General features: G+C 72.2%; 14 protein-coding genes. 5 read left to right on the top strand and 9 right to left on the bottom strand.

Features of this window, described 5'->3' with window-relative positions:
• Positions 1–51: 51 nt before the first annotated feature.
• On the top strand, positions 52–1,005 hold the full coding sequence (locus tag PZ894_RS13290) for a YhjD/YihY/BrkB family envelope integrity protein (RefSeq protein ID WP_275745432.1): 954 nt from the start codon (positions 52–54) through the stop codon (positions 1,003–1,005).
• Here PZ894_RS13290 and PZ894_RS13295 read toward each other — a convergent pair.
• The 4 genes from PZ894_RS13295 to PZ894_RS13310 all read right to left on the bottom strand — a co-directional run bounded on the left by PZ894_RS13295 (position 911) and on the right by PZ894_RS13310 (position 6,207).
• Positions 911–2,272 carry a hypothetical protein gene (locus PZ894_RS13295; RefSeq protein WP_275745434.1) on the bottom strand — a complete coding sequence of 454 codons (1,362 nt, stop codon included), beginning with the start codon at positions 2,270–2,272 and terminating at the stop codon, positions 911–913. The genes PZ894_RS13290 and PZ894_RS13295 overlap by 95 nt on opposite strands.
• A 24-nt stretch (positions 2,273–2,296) precedes the next feature.
• Positions 2,297–2,887: a DUF308 domain-containing protein gene (locus PZ894_RS13300; RefSeq protein WP_275745436.1), complete on the bottom strand. Its 591-nt coding sequence runs from the start codon at positions 2,885–2,887 to the stop codon at positions 2,297–2,299.
• Positions 2,888–2,987: 100 nt separating this feature from the next.
• Entirely contained in the window at positions 2,988–5,582 is a 2,595-nt protein-coding gene (locus PZ894_RS13305) for a LuxR C-terminal-related transcriptional regulator (protein ID WP_275745438.1), read from the bottom strand.
• Positions 5,583–5,724: 142 nt separating this feature from the next.
• A complete protein-coding gene (locus tag PZ894_RS13310) occupies positions 5,725–6,207 on the bottom strand; it encodes a DUF1269 domain-containing protein (RefSeq protein ID WP_275745440.1) in 483 nt (160 codons plus the stop codon).
• A 123-nt stretch (positions 6,208–6,330) separates the two neighbouring features.
• On the opposite strand from PZ894_RS13310, the gene PZ894_RS13315 reads away from it, so the two are divergent.
• Complete coding sequence (locus tag PZ894_RS13315) at positions 6,331–6,531, top strand: hypothetical protein (RefSeq protein WP_275745442.1); 201 nt, start codon at positions 6,331–6,333, stop codon at positions 6,529–6,531.
• Here the strand turns inward: PZ894_RS13315 and PZ894_RS13320 are convergent.
• On the bottom strand, positions 6,515–7,660 hold the full coding sequence (locus PZ894_RS13320) for an AI-2E family transporter (RefSeq protein WP_275745443.1): 1,146 nt from the start codon (positions 7,658–7,660) through the stop codon (positions 6,515–6,517). The two genes, PZ894_RS13315 and PZ894_RS13320, sit on opposite strands and share 17 nt — an antisense overlap.
• Before the next feature lie 127 nt (positions 7,661–7,787).
• Between PZ894_RS13320 and cls the strand changes: the two genes are divergently transcribed.
• Positions 7,788–9,278, top strand: a complete 1,491-nt coding sequence (gene cls, locus PZ894_RS13325) for a cardiolipin synthase (protein WP_275745445.1) — start codon at positions 7,788–7,790, stop codon at positions 9,276–9,278.
• A 34-nt stretch (positions 9,279–9,312) separates the two neighbouring features.
• Positions 9,313–9,741, top strand: a complete 429-nt coding sequence (locus PZ894_RS13330) for a hypothetical protein (RefSeq protein ID WP_275745448.1) — start codon at positions 9,313–9,315, stop codon at positions 9,739–9,741.
• Between the two features lie 231 nt (positions 9,742–9,972).
• Here PZ894_RS13330 and PZ894_RS13335 read toward each other — a convergent pair whose 3' ends face one another.
• Together PZ894_RS13335 and PZ894_RS13340 are read right to left on the bottom strand one after the other, a co-directional pair.
• On the bottom strand, positions 9,973–12,297 hold the full coding sequence (locus PZ894_RS13335; RefSeq protein ID WP_275745450.1) for an MMPL family transporter: 2,325 nt from the start codon (positions 12,295–12,297) through the stop codon (positions 9,973–9,975).
• A gap of 34 nt (positions 12,298–12,331) precedes the next feature.
• Positions 12,332–12,922, bottom strand: coding sequence for a TetR family transcriptional regulator (locus tag PZ894_RS13340; RefSeq protein WP_275745452.1), 591 nt, complete (start codon positions 12,920–12,922; stop codon positions 12,332–12,334).
• A 119-nt stretch (positions 12,923–13,041) separates the two neighbouring features.
• On the opposite strand from PZ894_RS13340, the gene PZ894_RS13345 reads away from it, so the two are divergent.
• Positions 13,042–14,418, top strand: coding sequence for an NAD-dependent malic enzyme (locus tag PZ894_RS13345; RefSeq protein WP_275745454.1), 1,377 nt, complete (start codon positions 13,042–13,044; stop codon positions 14,416–14,418).
• A gap of 48 nt (positions 14,419–14,466) precedes the next feature.
• Here PZ894_RS13345 and PZ894_RS13350 read toward each other — a convergent pair whose 3' ends face one another.
• Both PZ894_RS13350 and PZ894_RS13355 read right to left on the bottom strand, forming a co-directional pair.
• Entirely contained in the window at positions 14,467–15,615 is a 1,149-nt protein-coding gene (locus tag PZ894_RS13350; protein WP_275745456.1) for an HNH endonuclease signature motif containing protein, read from the bottom strand.
• Between the two features lie 274 nt (positions 15,616–15,889).
• Positions 15,890–19,666: a 5'-nucleotidase C-terminal domain-containing protein gene (locus tag PZ894_RS13355; protein ID WP_275745458.1), complete on the bottom strand. Its 3,777-nt coding sequence runs from the start codon at positions 19,664–19,666 to the stop codon at positions 15,890–15,892.
• Positions 19,667–19,750: the final 84 nt, after the last annotated feature.

The raw sequence follows: 19,750 nt of genomic DNA on the forward strand, positions 1-19,750 counted from the left end.
TGGGCCCATCCTGCCGGATCCAACGGCGGCGACGCGGGAGGTGGGCACGAGGTGGATCTCGCCGCGTTGCGCGACCGGGTCGCGACGTCGTACCGGACCCGTCGCGACCGGGCGCTGGACCTCGTCGACCGGATCCCTGTCCTCGGCCGGCTGCTGAGCGAGTTCGTCCGGATCGAGTTCATCGACCGCTGCATGCTCATCGCCGCCCAGGGCCTGCTCGCGCTGATCCCGATGCTCGTGGTGCTGTCGGCCTTCCTGCCGCAGGTCACCGGCGACGCTGTCGGCTCCTTCACGAGCGCCGCGGGCGTCGGTGGCGAGGGCACCCGACTCATCGAGGACCAGGTGAGCCGCAACGACGTGCGCACCCAGACCGGACTGATCGGCCTGGCGATCACGATCTTCTCCGCGACCAGCTTCGCCCGGGCCGTGCAGCGGATGTACGAGCGGATCTGGGAGCGGCGGCACGTCGGCGGCATGACCGGCGCCCGACGCTGCCTGCTGTGGCTGCTCGGCTGGCTGATGACCCTGCAGCTCGCCGGTGCGCTGCGCCGGATCTCCGCCGATGTCGGGGAAGTGTTCGGCGGCCCGGTCGGCGACGGGCTCGAGCTCGCGGTGCAGGGGTTGGCGCTGTCGCTGATCTGGTGGGCCACCAGCTGGGTGCTGCTCTTCGGCCGCGTCGCGTGGCGGCACCTGCTCCTCGGGGCGCTGCTCACCGGCTGCCTCGGCGTCGTCTACAACCGGGGCTCGTCGCTGGTGATGCCGCCGTACGTCGAGGCGAACGCCGACCAGTTCGGGACGCTCGGCGTCATCCTGGCGGTGTCGACGTGGCTGATCGGCTTCGCCGCGATCATGGTCGCGGCGGCCCTGGTCGGACGGATCCTGTCCGAGGACCCGACGGTGAGGCGGGTCGTCACGACGACGTGGGAGGTGGTGGAGCCGCGCCTGCCTCTTCCGCGGCGGCGGGATCGGGCGGACGGGAGAGCAGCTCCACCAACAGCAGGATGACGGCCGCGACGACGATCAGCCAGATCGCGAACGAGCCGGTCGGGTGGTCGCGCAGCACGTAGAGCAGCAGCGCCCCGCCCAGCACCGCGAACCGGATCGGCGTCCTGTACGCGTGCAGCGTCACGCCGAAGGCGCCGGTGTCGATCCCGACCCGGTCCCCGCCCTGGCGCACGGCGCCGAACGTCCGGGTCGCGCCACGACGCAGCGCGGCCGGTGCGCCCTCGGGACCCGTGATCCAGGCGATGAACGCGATCGCCAGCGCCACGACCAGCACCGCGCGGAGGTTGAGGCGGATGAAGTGGACGAGCGTGTCGTAGATCGCCGCCGCCGCGTCGGTCGGCAGCTGGTCGGTCGGCACCGCGTTGAGGTAGATCTCGCGGGAGGCGTTCAGGACCGCGCCGAGCACGATCATCGACAGCGCGAGCGCGAGGGTCCCCGCGATCAGCGTGCGGCGGCGTGAGCGGCCGACGGCGACGGCACCGGCCAGGCACAGCAGCGCCAGGATCGGCAGCCAGGTGTTGATCGCCTCCAGGAGGCGGAAGGCGGTCTGCGCCTTCGTGATGTCGTCGGACTGGAAGATCGTGAACTGTGCATTGATCGTCGGCAGCTGCGCGGCGAGGTTGAACCCGCGGTCGACGAGCCGCTGCTTCACGGCGTCGATGAGCGTCGCGAGGTTGATGCTGACGGCGTTGTCGCTGACCTCGACGGTGTCGCTGTCCTTGCCGGTGAGCACGGCGACCAGCTGGGTGTGGGCCTGGCGGTTGGCCTCCACCCAGGCGCTCTCGAACTCGTCGGACTCGACGAGGCCGGTGACCTGGTCCTCGACAAAGCCCTCGATGGCGTCGGACAGGGGCGACGACAGCGCCTGGAGGCTCGAGGCGGCCAGCGGCGGCAGCCCCCGGTCCGCGAGCGCGTCGATCGCCCGCTCGGTCACCGACTCGACCCGCAGCCGGGTCACGATCTCGGTGGTGATCCGGTCGATCACCGCCGCCTGCACCGCGGGGTCGCTGGCGAGCGGCTCCACGGTCTCGATGTAGCGGTCGGTGTCGGCGACCGTGTCGTGGGCCCACCGCGCCACGACCGACAGCGGTGCCAGCACCGCCATCAGGATGATCAGGACGGTGGCGACGACGGGCCGCCACCAGCCGGTGCGCCCGGACGTCTCGACCGGGAGCTCGGAGGTGGGCGCCGGGCCGTGCACCTCGGACCGCAATCGCGCGAGCTCGGCGCGCAGCTCCTCGACCTCGGACGGCTTCTCCTCGGTCATCGGGCCCTCCTCTCGGCCGTCGGGTCAGCTCGCGGATCGCCACGATCGCAGCTGGAACGCCGCGACCAGCGCCAGGGCGCCGGCGATCATCAGCCAGATCGCCACCAGCACGACGAGCACGCGCAGGGACAGGTCGGTGTAGACGACCAGGAAGCCGCCGAACGCGACGCCGAGGATGCCGCTGAAGAGCGGCCAGGCCCGGCCCTCCGGCGGTGGTGCGACGATCGCGCCGAGGATGTCGACGATCCCGACGATCAGCCAGAAGACGCCGAGGATCATCCCGAGCACGAGCACGCTCTGCAGCGGGTCACGCAGGATCAGCAGCCCGACGATGAGCGCGATGCCGCCGGTCAGCCCGACCAGGGCCCGCACGCCGTCGCTGCGGTGCATCTGCAGTGCGCCGACGATGCGGAAGATGCCCGCGACGATCAGCTGGATGGCGAGCAGGACCGTGAACACCGTGACCGTGGCGTCCGGCCACACGATCAGGACGACACCGAGCACGAGCGTCACGACGCCGTACGCGAGCACGAGACCCCAGTGCTCGGCCAGCCCCGCCAGTGCGGGCGGTACCCCGCGGGACCGGTCGTACGGCGTGACGGTGTGGTCGCTCATGGAACCTCCAGGGGCGGGCTGGCTCCTCACGATGCCGTCCGCGCGTTCGCGGTGCCCTCGCCCGAATCGGGTGGACTGGTGACGCCCGGTGCGGGCACGCTCAGAGGAGCTGCATCGCCCGGGCGGCCGCGAGGGCGTCGCTGCGCCGGTTGACCGAGAGCTTCGCGTAGAGGCTCGAGACGTGGGTCTTGACGGTGTTCTCGGAGACGAAGAGGTTCGCCGCGATGTCGGCGTACGTCGCCCCCCGGGCGAGCTCGAAGAGCACGTCGCGCTCGCGGGGGCTCAGCGTCGGCCGGACCGCGGCGGTGCGCTGGCCCTCGCGTTCGCGCGGCCGCGCCGTGGACGGGCCGAAGTAGCTGGCGATCCCGGACAGTCCGGCGATGTCGGCGTCCAGCTCGATCAGCCACGGGTCGCCGTGGGCCGGCACCAGGCGCTGCATCAGCTCGGGGACCGGGGTGCCGTGCCTGCTCCAGCCGAGGAACGGCACGGCGTTCTTGCGCACCTGCGTGGCGCGCAGGGCCTCACGGAGCTCCTCCATCGCCTGATCGGCCTCGCCGAGCCCGTCGAGCAGCTGGGCGCGGGTGACCAGGGCGAGGGCGCGGACCGCGGGCTGCTCGACCGCCGGCCCGCCGGCGGCCTCGGCGAGCCGTCGGGCGGCCGCGCGCCGGTCGCCGGTGAGATCGGCACGCAGGCCGCTGACCAGCGCGGCCTCGGCCGACGCACCCAGCTCCACCAGCTGCTCGTGGAGCCGGTCGAGGAGGGCGGCGTCGCCGGAGAGGCTGGCCAGGAACGCCCGCTCGACCAGCAGGGCGACGGCGAGGTGCGCGGGCAGCGGCGGCGTCTCGAGCGGCGTCTCGAGGACGATCTCGGCGCCGGAGACCGAGCCGCGCGCCAGCTCGACCCGGGCCCGCCGGGTGCGGGTCCAGAAGCGCGTCGCCAGGTCCGCAGCGTGGGTCGGGAGGTCGCCGTCGTCCAGGGTCCGCGCGGGGCGTCGCAGCGGCAGGCCGCTGAGCTCCGCGAGCTGGCGGGCGAGGCGCGCCCGGGCGACCGAGTACGGCGCCTCGAACCCGCGCTCCGCGACCAGGGCCAGGACGAGCTCGGCGACCTCGGCCGCGGAGCTCTCGCGCCCGCGCATGTACTCGGTGAACGCCAGGTGCGAGAGAGCGACCGCGGTCAGGGCCGGGAGGTCGTGGGTGCGGCTCAGCCGGACCGCGGCCCCGAGGTTGTCCTCGGCGGCGACGAGGTCGCCGGTCCAGTTCTGGGTGATCGCCAGCTCGCACAGCAGGATCGGGACGACGGCGGAGCCGTCGGCGGTGAGCTCGGGATCGGCGACCACGCGCTGGGCGTGCTCGACCGCCGCGGCCATCGACTCGAGCCCGAGACGGGCCCGCATCAACCGGGCGCAGGCCACCCGCAGCACCGTCACCGTGGTGTCGGGCTGTGGCTCGTGGAGGATCCGCTCGAGCCACTGGACGGTCGCGTGCACGTCGTTGACGAACCAGCGCTCGAGTGCGACCGCGAACCACGACCCTGGGTTGACCTCGATCGCGGACGGATGGGCGGCGGCGAAGTCGTGGATCGGTGCGCCGTGCCCGCGCAGCAGCAGGCGCGGCCCCTCCTCGGCGACCAGCGCGGCCGCGACGTCGTGCTCGCCGATCGCCTCGAGCCGGTGCAGCGCGTCCTCGGTGACGCCCCGGGCCACGTCGAGGTGGACCGCGCGCTGGACGGTCGCGGACGCACGCATGACGTCCACACCCCCCGCGGAGATGCGCCGGCGCACCACCTCCGCGAGCAGGGGATGGATCGTGTAGCGCTCCACGGGGACGCCGCCGTCGTCGGGCTCGGGCGTGTCCACGCGGGTCACCAGGAGGCCGGTGGCTCCGAGGTCGGCGAGGATGGCTCCGGACTCGCTGTCGTGCGAGAGGTGCTCGGCCAGCGCCGGGGTGACGACGGGCTCGTTGGCGACGCAGAGCAGCAGGTGCCGCTCGCGGGGTCGCAGGGTGGCGAACACCTCGCTGGCGACCCGGTCGGCGACCGAGGGGCCGCCCTCGGCGTACCGCTGCGCGAGCTCGACGGGGTCGGGAGCGGCGCCGACCGCGCGCGCGGTCAGCACCACGGCCGCGCACCATCCCTGGGTCCGCCGCGCGATCGCGCGCGTGACGTCGGCGGCGCCGGTGCGCGTGTGCGCGGCGACCAGCGCCGAGGTCTCCTCGTCGTCGAGGCGGAGGAGGTCGCCGCGGAGGAGGGTCAGGTGGCCGAGCAGCTCGGGGGCCAGTCGTCTGAACGGGAGGTCCCAGCGCGACGCGAGGAGCACGCGGAGCGAGTCCGGGTCCGTGTCGAGCAGGCCGTCGAGGGCCCGGATCGTGGCGAGCGGCAGCCGGTGGGCGTCGTCGACGACGACCAGCGCGGGCCGGTCGTCGCCGGTGCGCCGCGCGAGGTGGGGCAGCAGCCGGTCGGGCCCCCAGGTGTCGGCGACCGTGATCCAGGTGGCGTCGTCGGCGCGGCCGGTCCGGCGCAGCCAGCCCGCCACGCCGAGCGTCTTGCCGGAGCCGCCGGGTCCGACCAGCAGCGTCACCGCGCTCTCGGTCGCGGTGTCGAGCCGGCTCCACAGCCGCTGCCGCGGGACGTAGACCCGGGGGAGCCGGGGCACGCGCCCGATCTGCGCGCTCGATCCGCGCTGGACCCTCTTCGACATCGGCTGGGACATCGAGCGCCTCGAATCCGACGCGCGGGTGGCCGCCCCGAACGCGTTCCACCGCTGGATGACAGACAGTATGGACCCCGACCGCGGTCCACTTCATCTCTCGAGGGGTTGACGCGCTGCTCGCTGGGTCCGCTCAGGTCCCGAACACGGCGCGGAGCGCGTCCACGTGCGCGGCGTCGAGGTGCGTGGTGATGAGCACGCTGCGCGGGGTGCCGCCGAGGGCCCCGCGCACCTGGTCGACCGCGGCGTCTGGTCCGAGCACGAACAGCGCCGAGCTGCCCGGCGTCACGTGGTCGCGCACCCGGTTGAGGAAGTGGTCGTCGATGCCGACGTCCGCGAGCGACCCCGCGGCGGAGCCGGTCGACGCGCCGACGGCTGCACCGAGCAGGGGCAGGAAGAAGGTGAGCCCGAAGAGCAGGGACCAGAACCCGTCGCCCAGCGCACCCGCATCGTCCGGGGTGAGCCGCCGGGTGTGCGGCCGGCGCTGACCCGCGCGCCACTCGACGAGCGCGGAGTCGGTGGGCACGAGCCACTCCTCGCGGAGCCCGCCGAGGGCCACGGACGCCCGGGCGGCGCCGCCCGCCGTGGCGAAGCGCCAGGCCGCCAACGTCGCCATGGAGCAACGGTCGTCGGCGGCCGCACCGTCCGCCTCGCCCGTTTCCGGTGATGCGCCCTCCCCACCCCCGACCTACCGTCGGGTGCGGGGACGGGGATGGCAGGCAGGGGTGTGACGGCGACGATGACCAGGATGCTGATCCGCGTCGACGCCGAGCTGAGCGACGAGCTGAGTGGGGCGTTCCCGCACCTGACCGCGCGCACCCAGCCGGCGACGACCACCCTCACCGGCGAGGTCACCGACCAGCAGGAGCTCCAGGGCGTGCTCAACCTCCTCAACTCGCTGGGCATCTCGGTCGTCGAGGTCGTCACGATCCCGGATTGACGCCGGCGTCCCCGGCCTCGTCCTTGTTGGAGATCAGCGGCCGCATCCACCTCGTGGCGGGATCGATGTCGACCAGGAGCGCCTTCGCGAAGAGCGTCAGCGGGATCGCGAGCAGGGCGCCGAGCGGACCGACGACCCACGCCCAGAACACCAACGAGACGAACGACAGCGTCGTCGACAGCCCCACCGCGTCGCCCACGACCTTGGGCTGGATCACCGACTGGATCACGACGTTCAGCACGCAATAGACGGCGATCACGGCGAGCATCAGCCCCGGGCCACCCTCGAGGAGGGCCAGGATGGCCGGCGGGATCAGGCCGATGACGAAGCCGATGTTCGGGATGTAGTTCGTGATGAAGGCGAGCAGGCCCCACAGGAAGGGGGCGGGCACGCCGAGCAGCGCCAGGGCGATCGTGTCGAAGACCGCGACGATGAGTCCGAAGACCGTCGAGACCGCGAGGTAGCGACGGGTGCCCTTGGCGAAGTCACCGAGCGCCTCGACGACGGCGGGCCGAGCGCTGCGCGCGCGTTCGAGCTGGCGCGGGAACGAGCCGCCGTCCATCGTCATGAAGAGCACCAGCGCGAGGATGAAGAACAGGTTGGAGACCAGGCCCATCAGTTCCGAGAGCAGAGAGCCGATGAACCCGCCGAGCTGCCCGAGATCGAACGACGACCCGACCTTGTCGATCTCCGCCTGCCCGACGCCGACGTCGGTGAGCCAGGACGTGAGGTCGTCGATGCGACGCTCGAGCTCGTCGGTGTACTCCGGCAGCAGCGTCGCGAACCGGGCGACCGACACGATGACGGCCATCGCCAGGCCGAGGACCAGCGCATAGATCGCGACCGTGCAGACGAGCGACGCCGCCCACGACGGCATCCAGTCGTCGAGCCAGCGTCGCAACGGGTGGGCGAGGATCGTGAGCACCAGCGCGAGGAACGTCGGCGCGAGGATGTCGGCCGAGGCCTTCATGCCGGCGACGACGACGACCGTGGCGGCGAGCCCGACGAGCACGAGCACGCCGCGGGGCAGCGCGGATCGCGCCGGCTCGCTCGTGATCGGCACGTCGTACTCCCGTCGGCCGTCGTTGGTCGGTCCATCGTGGTCGAGTGCGCAGCCCCGTCGGCTCACCCGAGTTGGGTGACCTCGTGGGCGGTGCCGTTTGCCTACGGTGGATCCGCCGGTCCCGACGAGCGGGTCGGAGACCCGAGAGAGGTGCCCCGATGGACCACGCGGCCGCCGAGCAGAAGCGCCTCGGTTGACGGCCTGGCTGTCCTCGCCGGGCGCGGCGATCAGCGCGATCCTGGTCGCGGTCGACGTCGCGATCATCGTCTGCGCGCTGGTGGTGCTGCCCGGCGGGCGCCGGCCGCAGACTGCGATGGCGTGGCTGATCCTGATCCTCGCCGTACCCCTCTTCGGCTTCCTGCTCTTCCTGCTCTTCGGCCGGACCAGCGTCGGCCGCAAGCGGCGCGCTCGCCAGGAGGAGGTCAATGCCGCCATCCTGGCGCGGGCGCCCCTCGCGGAGCTGGCCGACGCCGAGCGGCAGGCCGACCTGGCGCCCCTGGTGCAGGGGTTCGTGCGGTTGAACCGCGAGCTCGGGGTGCTGCCGATGACCTTCGGGAACTCGGTCGAGCTCATCGACGACTACGGCGGCTGCGTCGCCGCGATGGCCCGCGAGGTGGCGACCGCGGAGCAGTACGTGCACGTCCAGTTCTACATCTCGGCGTGGGACGAGGTGACCGCGCCGTTCTTCGAGGAGCTCGTGCGCGCCGTGGAGCGCGGGGTCGACGTGCGCTTCCTCTTCGACCACATCGGCTCGCGGGGCATCCCCGTCCACAAGGAGATGCTGCGCAACCTGGCGGGCACCGGCATCCAGTGGGCGGCGATGCTCCCGATCCGTCCGCTCAAGGGCGAGGTCCGCCGACCCGACCTGCGCAACCACCGCAAGATCCTGGTCGTCGACGGCCGCGTCGCGTTCAGCGGCTCGCTGAACCTGATCGAGCCCTGCTACGACAAGCCGAAGAACCAGCGGCTCGGCCGCGCCTGGGTCGAGCTGATGGCGCGGGTCGAGGGTCCCGCGGTCCAGGAGCTGAACGTGGTCTTCGCGACCGACTGGCTCACCGAGACCGGCGAGGACCTGCGCCAGCTCGTCAGCGACGTCCCGCCGCCGCCGTCGGAGCGGGCGGGCGCCGTGACCGGCGTCGGACTCCAGGTCGTGCCGAGCGGCCCGGGCTTCGTGAGCGAGAACAACCTGCGGCTCTTCAACAGCATGCTCTACTCCGCCGAGCGCCGGCTCTCGCTCACCAGCCCCTACTTCGTGCCCGACGACTCGCTGCTGTACGCCGTGACCACCGCGGCCCAGCGGGGGGTAGAGGTCGAGCTCTTCGTGAGCGCGACCGCCGACCAGTTCATGGTCGCCCATGCGCAGCGCTCCTACTACGAGGCGCTGCTGCGCGCCGGCGTCCGGATCTGGCTCTATCCGGAGCCGTGGGTGCTGCACGCCAAGCACTTCACGGTCGACGACCACGTCGCCGTCGTGGGGTCGAGCAACATGGACATGCGGTCGTTCGCCCTCAACTACGAGGTCGTGATGATGATGACCGGTCGCGAGGTCGTCGCCCGCCTCGAGCAGGTGCAGCAGACCTACCGCTCGCTGTCGACCGAGCTCAGCCTCGACGCCTGGCTCGGACGCGGGCGCCGCCAGCGGTACGTCGACAACCTGATGAGGCTGACCGCGACCCTGCAGTGACCGGCCGCGATACTGGACCCATGGACGTGATCCGGTGACGCGGCCTACTCGCTATGGCCTGGTGCTGCTGCTCGCGGCGGTGCTGGTGAACCTGCCGCTGGTGCACAGCACGCTGATCGCCGACGAGCGCCCGGCGGGCTCCGACCTCTCCACGCTGCTGGTGGTCACGCTGGCCGCAGACGTCGCGCTCGCGGTGGCGGCGATCCTGCTGACCCGCCACGGCGGACCGCGACGGCCGCAGCTGCGGGCGATCGCCGTCGGCGACGTCGAGCGCTGCCCGCCCGGCGTCGCCCTGGACCGCGTCGAGGGCGAGACCTACCTGATCCGTGGCGAGGTGGTCGACATCGCCGCCGACCGGGTCGTCATCGAGCTCGGCGACCGATCGGTGCTGGTCCTGCTCGACGGGCACGCGAACCCGGTCGGGCACCAGCAGGCCGCGCAGGTGCGCGCCCGGCTGGTCTGAGGAGCGGGTCCGCCCGCCGCGAGAGGCCGGAGACGAGCACGGCGACCATGAGCGTGGGCGCCAGGAGCACGAAGACCATCAGGCCGACCATCACGAACGTTGCGACCGACATGCCGACCTCCTGGACCCGGGCGGGGGCCGGTTGAACTCATGGATCGACCGCGGCGGCGCCGCGGTCGATCCACCAGTGTCCGCTGGACGACCGGACGAAACGTGGGCGATGCCACTCCCTCAGGCGCGCGAGTCCTCGGTGGCGAGCTCGTCCAGCGCGTCGTCGTACGACGTGTCGCGCAGGTAGGGCCGGTCGAGCTTCTCGCCCTCGACGTCGACGACCGGCAGCAGCCGGTCGAGCCAGCGTGGCAGCCACCACGCCCTCTCGCCGAGCAGGTAGAGCGTCGCCGGGATCAACACCATGCGCACCAGGAACGCGTCGAAGACGACGGCGGCCGCCAGGGCGAACCCCATCGACTTGATGATCGCCTCGTCCTGGAGCATGAACGCCGCGAAGACGGCGGTCATGATCGTCGCGGCCGCGGTGACGACGCGCGCGCTGTTGCGGAACCCGTCGACGACGGCGTCGCGCGTGGAGTAGCCGTGCACGTGCGCCTCGCGCATCCGGCTGACGAGGAAGACCTGGTAGTCCATCGCGAGGCCGAAGACCAGTCCGACGAGGAAGATCGGCATGAAGCTGACGATCGGCTGGCCCTCCATCAGCCCGAAGGCGCCGTCCTGGAAGATCGCGACCGTGACGCCGAGCGTCGCGAGCACCGAGAGCAGGAAGCCGAGGGTGGCCGTCAGCGGCACCAGCACCGAGCGGAAGACGATCATCAGGAGCACGAACGCCAGTCCGATCACGACGAGCAGGTAGATCGGCAGGGCGTCGGCGAGCCGTTCGGAGACGTCGACCTGGATCGCGGTCTGCCCGGTGACGCCGATCGTCGTGCCGGTCCGCGCCTCCAGGTCCGACTGTCCGTCGCGCAGGTCGCCGAGCAGCGCCTCCGTCTCGGTGTCGTCGGCGCTCGACGCCGGAGTGACCAGGATCTGCGCGCCGGTGCCGGCCTCGTTCATCGCGACCACTTGGGCGTTGACGACGTCGCCGAGTCCGCCGGCCCACGCGGTCACCTCGCCGATCGCGGCGCCGCGGTCGGAATCGTCGACGTCCCGAGCGTCGACCACGACCAGCAGCGGGGCCTGGCGGCCCTCGCCGAACGCCTCGGCGACGAGGTCGGAGGCCCGGCGCTGGGTCGTGTCCGACGCCGCGGTGCTGTCGGTCGGCAGGCCCAGGTGCAGACCCTTGAGCGGGATCGCCAGCGCGCCGAGCGCGACGACGACCGCGAGCACGAACGCGACCGGACGGCGGCCGACCAGGCGCGCCCAGCGGACCCCGTTGTTGAGCACGTGTCCGTCCGGCTCGCGGTGCGGGGCGTAGCGACGGACCCGGCCACCGAAGGCCCGGGACCCGAGCATGCCGAGGAGCGCCGGCAGCAGGGTCAGGGCGACGAGCACCGCGACCAGCACCGTCGCCGCGGCCGCGAGACCCATCGTGGTGAGGAACGGGATCCCGACGACGGCCAGGGCGCTCAGCGCGATCAGCACGGTCAGCCCGGCGAAGACCACCGCGGAGCCCGCGGTCCCGACGGCGACGCCGACGGCCTCCTCGCGGTCCTCGGTGTGGTGGAGCTCGGTGCGGTAGCGGGCGAGGATGAAGAGCGTGTAGTCGATGCCGACCGCGAGGCCGATCATCGTGGCGAGCATCGGCGTCGTGGAGCCGATGTCCATGACCGCGGTCATCGCGGTGATGCCGAGCATCCCGAGTCCGACGCCGAAGACGGCGGTGAGGATCGGCAGGCCGGCGGCGACCAGCGAGCCGAAGGTGAGCACGAGCACGACGAGCGCGACGGCGATGCCGATCAGCTCGGACGTGCCGCCGACCTCGCCCATGCCGCTGAGACCGGAGCCATTGGCCTCGACGGTCAGGCCGGACCCACGGGCGTGCTCCATGGCCGACGTCAGCTCGTCGACCGTGGAGGCCTCGACGTCGGCGGCGGTGTCGACGTCGAAGGTGAAGGCGATGGTGCCGACCCGACGGTCCTGGGACAGCGGGCTGAGCGCGGCGGCGTCGGCGCGCGCCACTCCCGGCGGGGTGCCGCTCTGCTCGGCCGACTGCACGAGCTGCTGGCGCTGGGCGTCGGCCGCCTGCACCGGGTTCGCGAGCTGCGGGTCGTCGGGCATCTGGGGCAGCGCGGCCAGGTCGCCCACGAGGGCGTCGACCGCGGCGGCGTACTTCTTCTCCTCGAGGGTGTGTCCCTCGGGGGCGGCGACGACGACGCTAACGTCGGCGGAGTCCAGCGCGTCCCCGGCGTCGGGGAAGAGCTGCTGCTGGAGGTCCTGGGCCTTCTCCGACGGGATGCCGGGGATGGAGAGGGCGTCGGTCATCGGCTTGGAGAAGCCGACGGCGACGGCGCCGACGGCGAGCATCGCGACGATCCAGCCGGCGATGAAGACCGGCCACCGCCGGTAGGCGGCCTTGCCGAGTCGGTGGAGCAGGGTGGCCATGGGTGTGGGCTTCCTGTGGGTGGGCGGGTGAGTGTCAGGCGAGCAGGGCGCGGGCGTCGCGCAGCTGCTCCTCGAAGAGGTCGACCAGGGTGCGGTCGTCGTCGGCGGTGAAGCGATCCAGCGCGACGTCGAGCAGCGCCAGCAGGAGCCGGAGCAGGAGCCGGGCCCGCGAGGCGCCGAAGTCGGCGCCTTCGCGCTCGAGGACCAGCTCGGTGAACTCGATCGTGATCGTCTCGAAGCGCTGGTGCGCCGCCGCCAGGAGCCGCGGTTCTGCGGCGAGGATGCGGCGTGCACGCTGCGCCTGGTCGCGGTCGGGCTGCTTGACGGACATCGCGATGCGGACGAGTTCGGTGAGGTCGTCGACGAGGTCGCCGTGCGGCCCCCCGGTGCGGAAGGCGTCGACGGCGGCCTCCGGGATCTCCGGCGGCTCGCCGAGCACCGCGTCGGTCTTGCTCGGGAAGTAGTTGAAGAGGGTGCGCCGCGAGACGTCGGCGGCCTCGGCCAGCTCCTCCATCGTGAAGCCGTCGAGCCCGTGCGCGGCGGTGAGCGCCTGGGCGCAGACCGTGATGCGGTGGCTGGTCTCCCAGCGCTTCTGCTCACGGAGCGTCATTGCACTATCGGTCATGAAGTGCAGTTTTGCACCATCGACTCATAAGTGCAAATTCGCGCGCTGTTGTGGGGCTGATGGCTGCCATCGGCGGCCGGACTTGCCGGTAACCGCGCGACGGGGAGAGGGTTCGGGTCATGGCCGCCACCACCTCGTCGTACTCGATCACCATGCGCCTGCACACGGCACCCGACCACGGGATCGTCGGCGCGGTGGCCACGGCGATCTCCCAGGCCGGCGGCATCGTGACCGCGATCGACGTGGCCGAGTCGAGTCACGAGCGCCTCGTCGTCGACGTCACCTGCTCGGCCAGCGACGCCGAGCACGCCTCCGACCTGGAGCGCGCGGTCGACCAGGTCGGCGACGTCGAGGTCTACAAGGTCAGCGACCGGACGTTCCTGCTGCACATCGGCGGGAAGATCGAGGTCACCTCGAAGGTCCCGCTCCGCAACCGCGACGACCTGTCGATGGCCTACACCCCCGGCGTCGGCCGGGTCAGCCGCGCCCTCGCCGACAACCCCGAGGACGTCCCGCGGCTGACGGTCAAGGGCAACTCGGTCGCCGTCGTGACCGACGGCTCCGCGGTGCTCGGCCTCGGCAACATCGGCCCCGGGGCCGCGCTCCCGGTGATGGAGGGCAAGGCCGCGCTGTTCAAGCGCTTCGCCGGGATCGACGCCTGGCCGATCTGCCTGGCCTCCCAGGACACCGACGAGATCGTGCGCGCCGTCGAGATGATCGCGCCGGGCTTCGGCGGCATCAACCTCGAGGACATCGCCGCGCCGCGGTGCTTCGAGATCGAGCGCCGGCTGCGCGAGTCGCTCGACATCCCGGTCTTCCACGACGACCAACACGGCACGGCGATCGTGGTGCTCGCTGCGCTCACGAACGCGCTGCGGGTCGTGCGCAAGGAGCTGGCCTCGGTGCGGGTGGTCGTGTCGGGCGGTGGCGCCGCCGGCACCGCGATCGTCACGCTGCTGCTGGCCGCCGGCGTCACGGACGTCGTGGTCGTCGACCGCGCCGGCGCGCTGTCGGCCGACGACGAGCAGCTCTCCCCCGTGCACCGCCAGCTCGCCGAGGCCACCAACCCGCGCCGGGTGCGCGGCGACCTGCCCACCGTGCTCGCCGACGCCGACGTCTTCATCGGCGTCAGCGCCCCGGGCGTGCTGAAGGCGGAGTGGATCCAGGACATGGCCTCCGATGCGGTCGTCTTCGCCCTCGCGAACCCCGACCCCGAGGTCGACCCTGCCGAGGCGGACAAGTACGCCGCGGTCGTCGCGAGCGGCCGGTCGGACTACCCCAACCAGATCAACAACGTGCTCGCCTTCCCCGGCGTCTTCCGTGGCCTGCTCGACGCCCGCGCGTCCGAGGTGACCATCGACATGCTGCTGCGCGCGGCCGAGGCGATCGCGCTGGTCGTGAAGGACGACGAGCTCAACCCGAACTTCATCATCCCCACGGTCTTTCACCCCGACGTCCCCAAGGCGGTCGCCGCCGCCATCCGGGGCGACGGCTGACGCCGACTCGGGCACGGCGGAACCGTGAGGCAGCGGATGCACTGCCTGTCACGTCCGGCGGTGGAACTGGACCTTGCCGGTGGGCAGGTAGGTGGTGTCGTAGTTCGAATCGTGGGCGCGGTTGTGATGCCAGTGGCAGAGCAGGGTGCCGTTGTCGAGGTTGGTGGTGCCGCCGTCGGTCCAGCGGATGCGGTGGTGGGCGTGGAGTCCGGTGGTGTGGTCGCAGCCCTCGGCGGTGCAGCCGTGGTCGCGGAGGAGCATCGCGACCCGCTGGTGCTCGGTGAAGTACCGCCGCTTCCGACCGAGGTCCAGCGGGATGGAGTCGCCGCCGAGGACGGCGGGGATGATCCCGGCCTCGCACGCGAGCCGTCGGGCCAGCGCCGGTGAGATCTTCTCGCCGGTGTCGAGCACGCCGGCCTTCTCGAGGCGGTCGAGGAGGACGTCGAGGTCGATCAGGACGGTGACGGTGGCGTTGACGCCGCCGGTGTGGGGGAGGCGGTGGGTGGGGTAGCGCTCGATGAGCTCGCAGAACGCCCGCCCGAGCGCCTCCGGGGTCGGCCTCCGCTCCACACCAGCACCGTGGGTGGCGGCCTGGTGCTTGGGTGCGGTGATCGCGCTCAGCGCCTTCTTCAGGGCGGCGCCGTGGTAGGTGGGGATGGTGAAGGTCCCGTGGGCCTGGCCCTGTCCGTCGTCGTACATCCGGAACGCACAGGCCTTCGCGGCGGCGTTCTCTTCTGCTTCGAGTTGGGCGGCTTCGTGGGCGTCGGCCTCCTCGGGCGCGACGACCTCGTAGAGGTGCCGGCCGAGGTGGTTGAGCGCCTTCGCGTCGTGATCCCGGGCCTGGGCGAGCAGGTGAGCCTCGGCCTTCTCCCGCACGTCGGCGCCGAGGTCGGTGGGGAGGCGGTCGACCCAGCGGAGGATCACCCGCGCCTGCTCCACCACCACGTCCCCGGCCGCGAGGGCGTCGCGGGTCAACGAGTGCTGTTCGAGGTCGTGGCCGAACCGGACCGCACGGTGTGCCTCCGCCCGCGTCGCCTTCGTTTCATGGGCGAGCCAGTTCGCCGCCGACGAGGCGCCGACGTCGGAGCCGATGTGGAGGTCGTCGGCGTGCGCGGCGACCCGGGCCTGCAGCTCGCTGATCTGTGCTGCCAACCGGGTGAGCTCGACCAGCGTGGTGCCGGTCTCGGCGGCGTCCATGGACCACACGCTCGCGTCGACACCCGGTGTCGTGGTGTGGCCGCTGCGGTCATGGGTCTACTCAAGCACCGACCACCGACACTGCGACGCTCAGAACCCCATGTTCCACAGGGTCCTGGGTCACGAACAGGTCACGATCCACAGTGCTCATCCACACCCGGACCGACGTCCTGTGGAGGGATGGTTTCGAGACAGGCGCCAGGGCGCCTTCCTCAACCACCGCGGCGGCGTACGGCGCCTGCCTCAACCACCGCCTGCCTCAACCGCCGCGGGGTCAGTTCTGAGTGAGCCTCCCCTCGACCTGTGGGTTCACCGGGGCGTTGGCGGTGACGTAGTCGGTGGCGACCTGCATCAGGTCGTCGCCGGGTTGGAGCACGTCGGTGCCCTGGCCGAAGATCGTGTAGCCGTCGCCGCCGGTGTACATGAAGTCGTTGATGACCAGGCGCACCGGATCCCCGTCGGCGATGGGGGTCTCGGGCCCGCCGATGCCGTCGGGGGTCTTCCACATGCCGTCGATGACGGGCGTGGTGCCGGTGCAGTGGAAGGTCGCGCGCAGCCCGGAGACCTGGGGGAAGCGGCCGCTGTGGATCGACGAGTCGCACACGGGTGAGAAGCCGTTCTCGAACGCGGTCCGCAGCTGCGCCCCGGTGACCGTGACGATCGTCGTGCGGTTGGCGAAGGGCAGCACGGCGAACATCTCGCCCCACGTGATCTCGCAGGCGGCCTCGCTGGCGCTGGGTGGCGAGCACACCAGGTCGGCGCGCAGCCCGCCGGAGTTCGTGTACGCCGCGTCGACGCCCGGGTACTTCAGGCGCATCGCGTCGGCGACCAGGTTGCCCATCTCGGACTCGTGGAGCCGGGCCGGGTCGCGCAGGATGTCGTCGGTCTGCGTGCCGATCACCTGGTTGCGCAGCACGGCCGTCTCGTCGTTCGCCTCGTCGATGATCGCCTGGACGTCGGAGCGTGCGTCGACCCCGAGGGTCTTCGCGATCCGGGTCGCGCCACCGGCCCAGGCCACGTCACCGCGGCGCACCATCAGCTGCAGCACCGAGTACGACGCGCCCGCGTTGACGCCCTCGGTGATCAGGATGTGCCCGCGCATCAGGTTGGAGACCCGGTGCGTGTGGCCGACGACCATCGCGTCCACCGTCGTGTCCTGGAGCGCGTCGGCGATGCCGAGGATCGGGCCCTCCCACTCGGTCCCCGGCGTGTTGCCGACCGGGTTCGTGCCCAGCGACGTGCCCTCGTGGATCACCACGACCTGGACCCTGACGCCGTGGCGTCGCAGCCGCTCCGACTCGGCCGCGATCCGCGGGGCCTCGTCGAGGAACTCCAGGCCCTCCGTGGCGCCGGCGGCGACCAGCTCGGGCGTCTGCGTGAGCCCGGCGCCGATCACGCCGACCTTGACTCCGTTGACGCGGAAGACCGCCGAGGGCCGCACCCACGACGGCGCGCGCCCGGTCGCCTCGTCCACGATGTTGGTCGCGAGGAAGGGGAAGTCGGCGCGCTCCTGGTGCTCGAGCAGCCGGCTCACGCCGTAGTCGAACTCGTGGTTGCCGTACGACGTCGCGTCCAGGCCCCAGGCGTTCTCGACGTCGATGGCGGGCATGTCCTGCAGCAGCGCGGAGTTCGGCGGCGAGGCACCGACGTTGTCGCCGCCGGCCAGGATCAGGCCCTGGCCCGGCAGCGCGTCGAGCTCCTCGTCGAACATGCTCGCGAGGTACGCCGCGCCGCCGACGCGAGCGTTGATGGCGTTGTCGTAGGGCCGGGTCGTCGGGTCGAGCTGGCCGTGGAAGTCGTTGAGCCCCACGATCGGCACCGGCGTGTAGCGGTGGCCGTCGTCGGCGACGTCCAGCAGCACCTTGCCCTGGCTGTGCTGGGGCTCGGGGATCCCGAGCAGGAACGCCAGCGTCGGCGCGAGGTCGATGGACCGCGCGGTCACCGAGCCCCGCGAGATGCCCTCGCCGCCGGCGAGGAAGGTCGCCCGCATGTTGACGTTGGCGTCGAGCGCCTGGACGTCGGGCACGTAGCCGTGCTGGCCGAAGAAGTGCGAGGGCGCCACGAGCGTGCCCGGGGTCTCCGCGTCGAACTGGTACGGCGGGTACGCGAAGACGACCAGGTCGCCGGTGCGCGTCGGGTGCGCCATGTCGGCGGTGCTGTTCGGCCCGTTCGGGATGGCCCGCGCCTCGGCCTTCGTGTAGGCCCGGTCGATGACCTGCCAGCCCTCGGGCCGTCCGTCGTGGGTCCAATCGTTGGGGTCGGTGAGCCCGAGGTACTTGGCCTTGATCGCGGCGACCGTGGCCGCCTCCTGGTCCGCCGGCACCTGCTGGAACCCGCCTCCGGCGGGGTCGCGCCCGGCGAGGTTGAGGTAGACCTGCAGCGCGCCTCCTGCCCAGCACGCCTTGGCCATCCCGATCGTCTCGCCGGTGGCCGGGCGGCAGTTCGACGTCTGCGGCCGGGAGAGCAGGCCGAGCTCGACCAGCGGCAGGCTCGCGTCGACAGCGAGGAACTGCGGGGCGAAGCCGTGGTCGGAGCCCACGAACGTCGTCGGGTCCCGGCCGACCAGCGACCGCGCGAGCCGCAACGTCTGGTCCGACTCGCGGTAGGCCTCGCGGATGAACGACGCACGCTCGCGCACCCGGCCGTCCGGGTTGCCGTCGAGGTCGACGTCGTCGTACGCCGGGTTGCGCTCGCCGTTCGGCAGCCGCCTGCTGACGAGGCCGAGGAACTGGTGCTGGAACTCGTCGGTGGTCGGCATGCCGACCATCAGCAGGTCGGGCCGGTAGGTGCGGGCGACGTAGCGCAGGATCGGCCAGTGCGCGGTGGACCAGGCGAGCCCCTGCTCGACGTACGTCTCCTCGCTGGTGACGCCCGCCTCGAGGATCGCGAAGTCGGCGGCGGTCGAGGTGGGGAACTCGGCGGCCAGGAACTCGTCGAAGTCCTCGGGCTCCGGGTAGCCGGGCTCGCCCGGCCAGGTCGGCCAGCTGGCGATGGCCCGGCTCACCGAGGTGTGGAAGAGCCGCACCCGGGACAGGTCGCGGGAGAGGGTCTCGACCTTGACCAGCATGCCCGCGGTCTTCCCGTCGAGCGCGCCGCCCTGGAGCGTCACCTTGACGTCTGCCCACTCGCCCTCGCGCAGGTCGCCGACGGCGTCGGCGCCGCTCCGGGTCGTGGAGAGGAGCACCCGGTCGTACGCCGTGCGCCGGTCGTTGCGGCTGTCGTAGAGGTAGGCGTTGAGGCCGTACTTGTCGACGCCCCCGTCGAGCACCCGCAGCCGCATCTCGCGCGCGGGGCTGTAGGACCTCGGCACCTGGGTCCAGCCGGTGGCGGGCGTCGGGGCCGCCCCGGGGAACGGCTCCTGGCCGGCGTACCCGTCGGGGTGGTCGAACTGGAGGCCGAAGGAGCGGATGAACGGCTCGTCGTCGAAGATCGGCTCACCCGGCTGGCCGATGAAGTTGGTCGCGACCCCGCGGCCCGAGTGGAACGTCCGGAAGTCGATCGTCGGGCCCTGGATCGAGGCGTTGCGGCCGCCGGCCCACTCGACCTGGGCGACCTTGAGGCCGCCGCGCTCGGCGGACTCCGCGATCGACTCGGCCTGGAGCACACCGGGGTCGAAGGCTGCGGTGCGGTTGGCGAAGGGGTCGCCGTTCTTGTGGAACGTGTTGTTGGTGGAGCCGGTGACGCCCGGCCAGGCGCCGGTGGCCATCGTGTACCAGCCCGCGCCGGTGTTCGGCGGGGCCTGGGTGAGCATCCCGTTGCCGCGCGCCTTGACGCCGTGCCGGAGGAAGGAGCGCATCGTCGGCATCACGCCCTGGTCGGCGTACTTCTCGACGAGGTCCTGGCGCAGCCCGTCGGAGGCGAAGTACACGGCCGTGTCGGCCCGCGGGTCCCCGTGGCCGTGGCCGTGCCCGTGGCCGTGCCCGTGACGGCCATGAGGGTTGCCGCCCGGTGCCGCTTCGGTGGGACCGGTGACGAGCGCCGTCGCGGCGGCCGGGGCGACCAGCGCGGCGACCGCGACGAGGACGGCGGATCGACGGTGTGAACGGTTCACGGCACCCTCCCAGGACCGAAGCTGGAGCCTCGCCCGGAGAGTCGTGAGGACGGCAGACCCGAGTGCAGCTCCCCCGATGGGATC

This window comes from Nocardioides sp. YIM 152315 (assembly GCF_029210375.1).
Lineage (GTDB): Bacteria > Actinomycetota > Actinomycetes > Propionibacteriales > Nocardioidaceae > Nocardioides.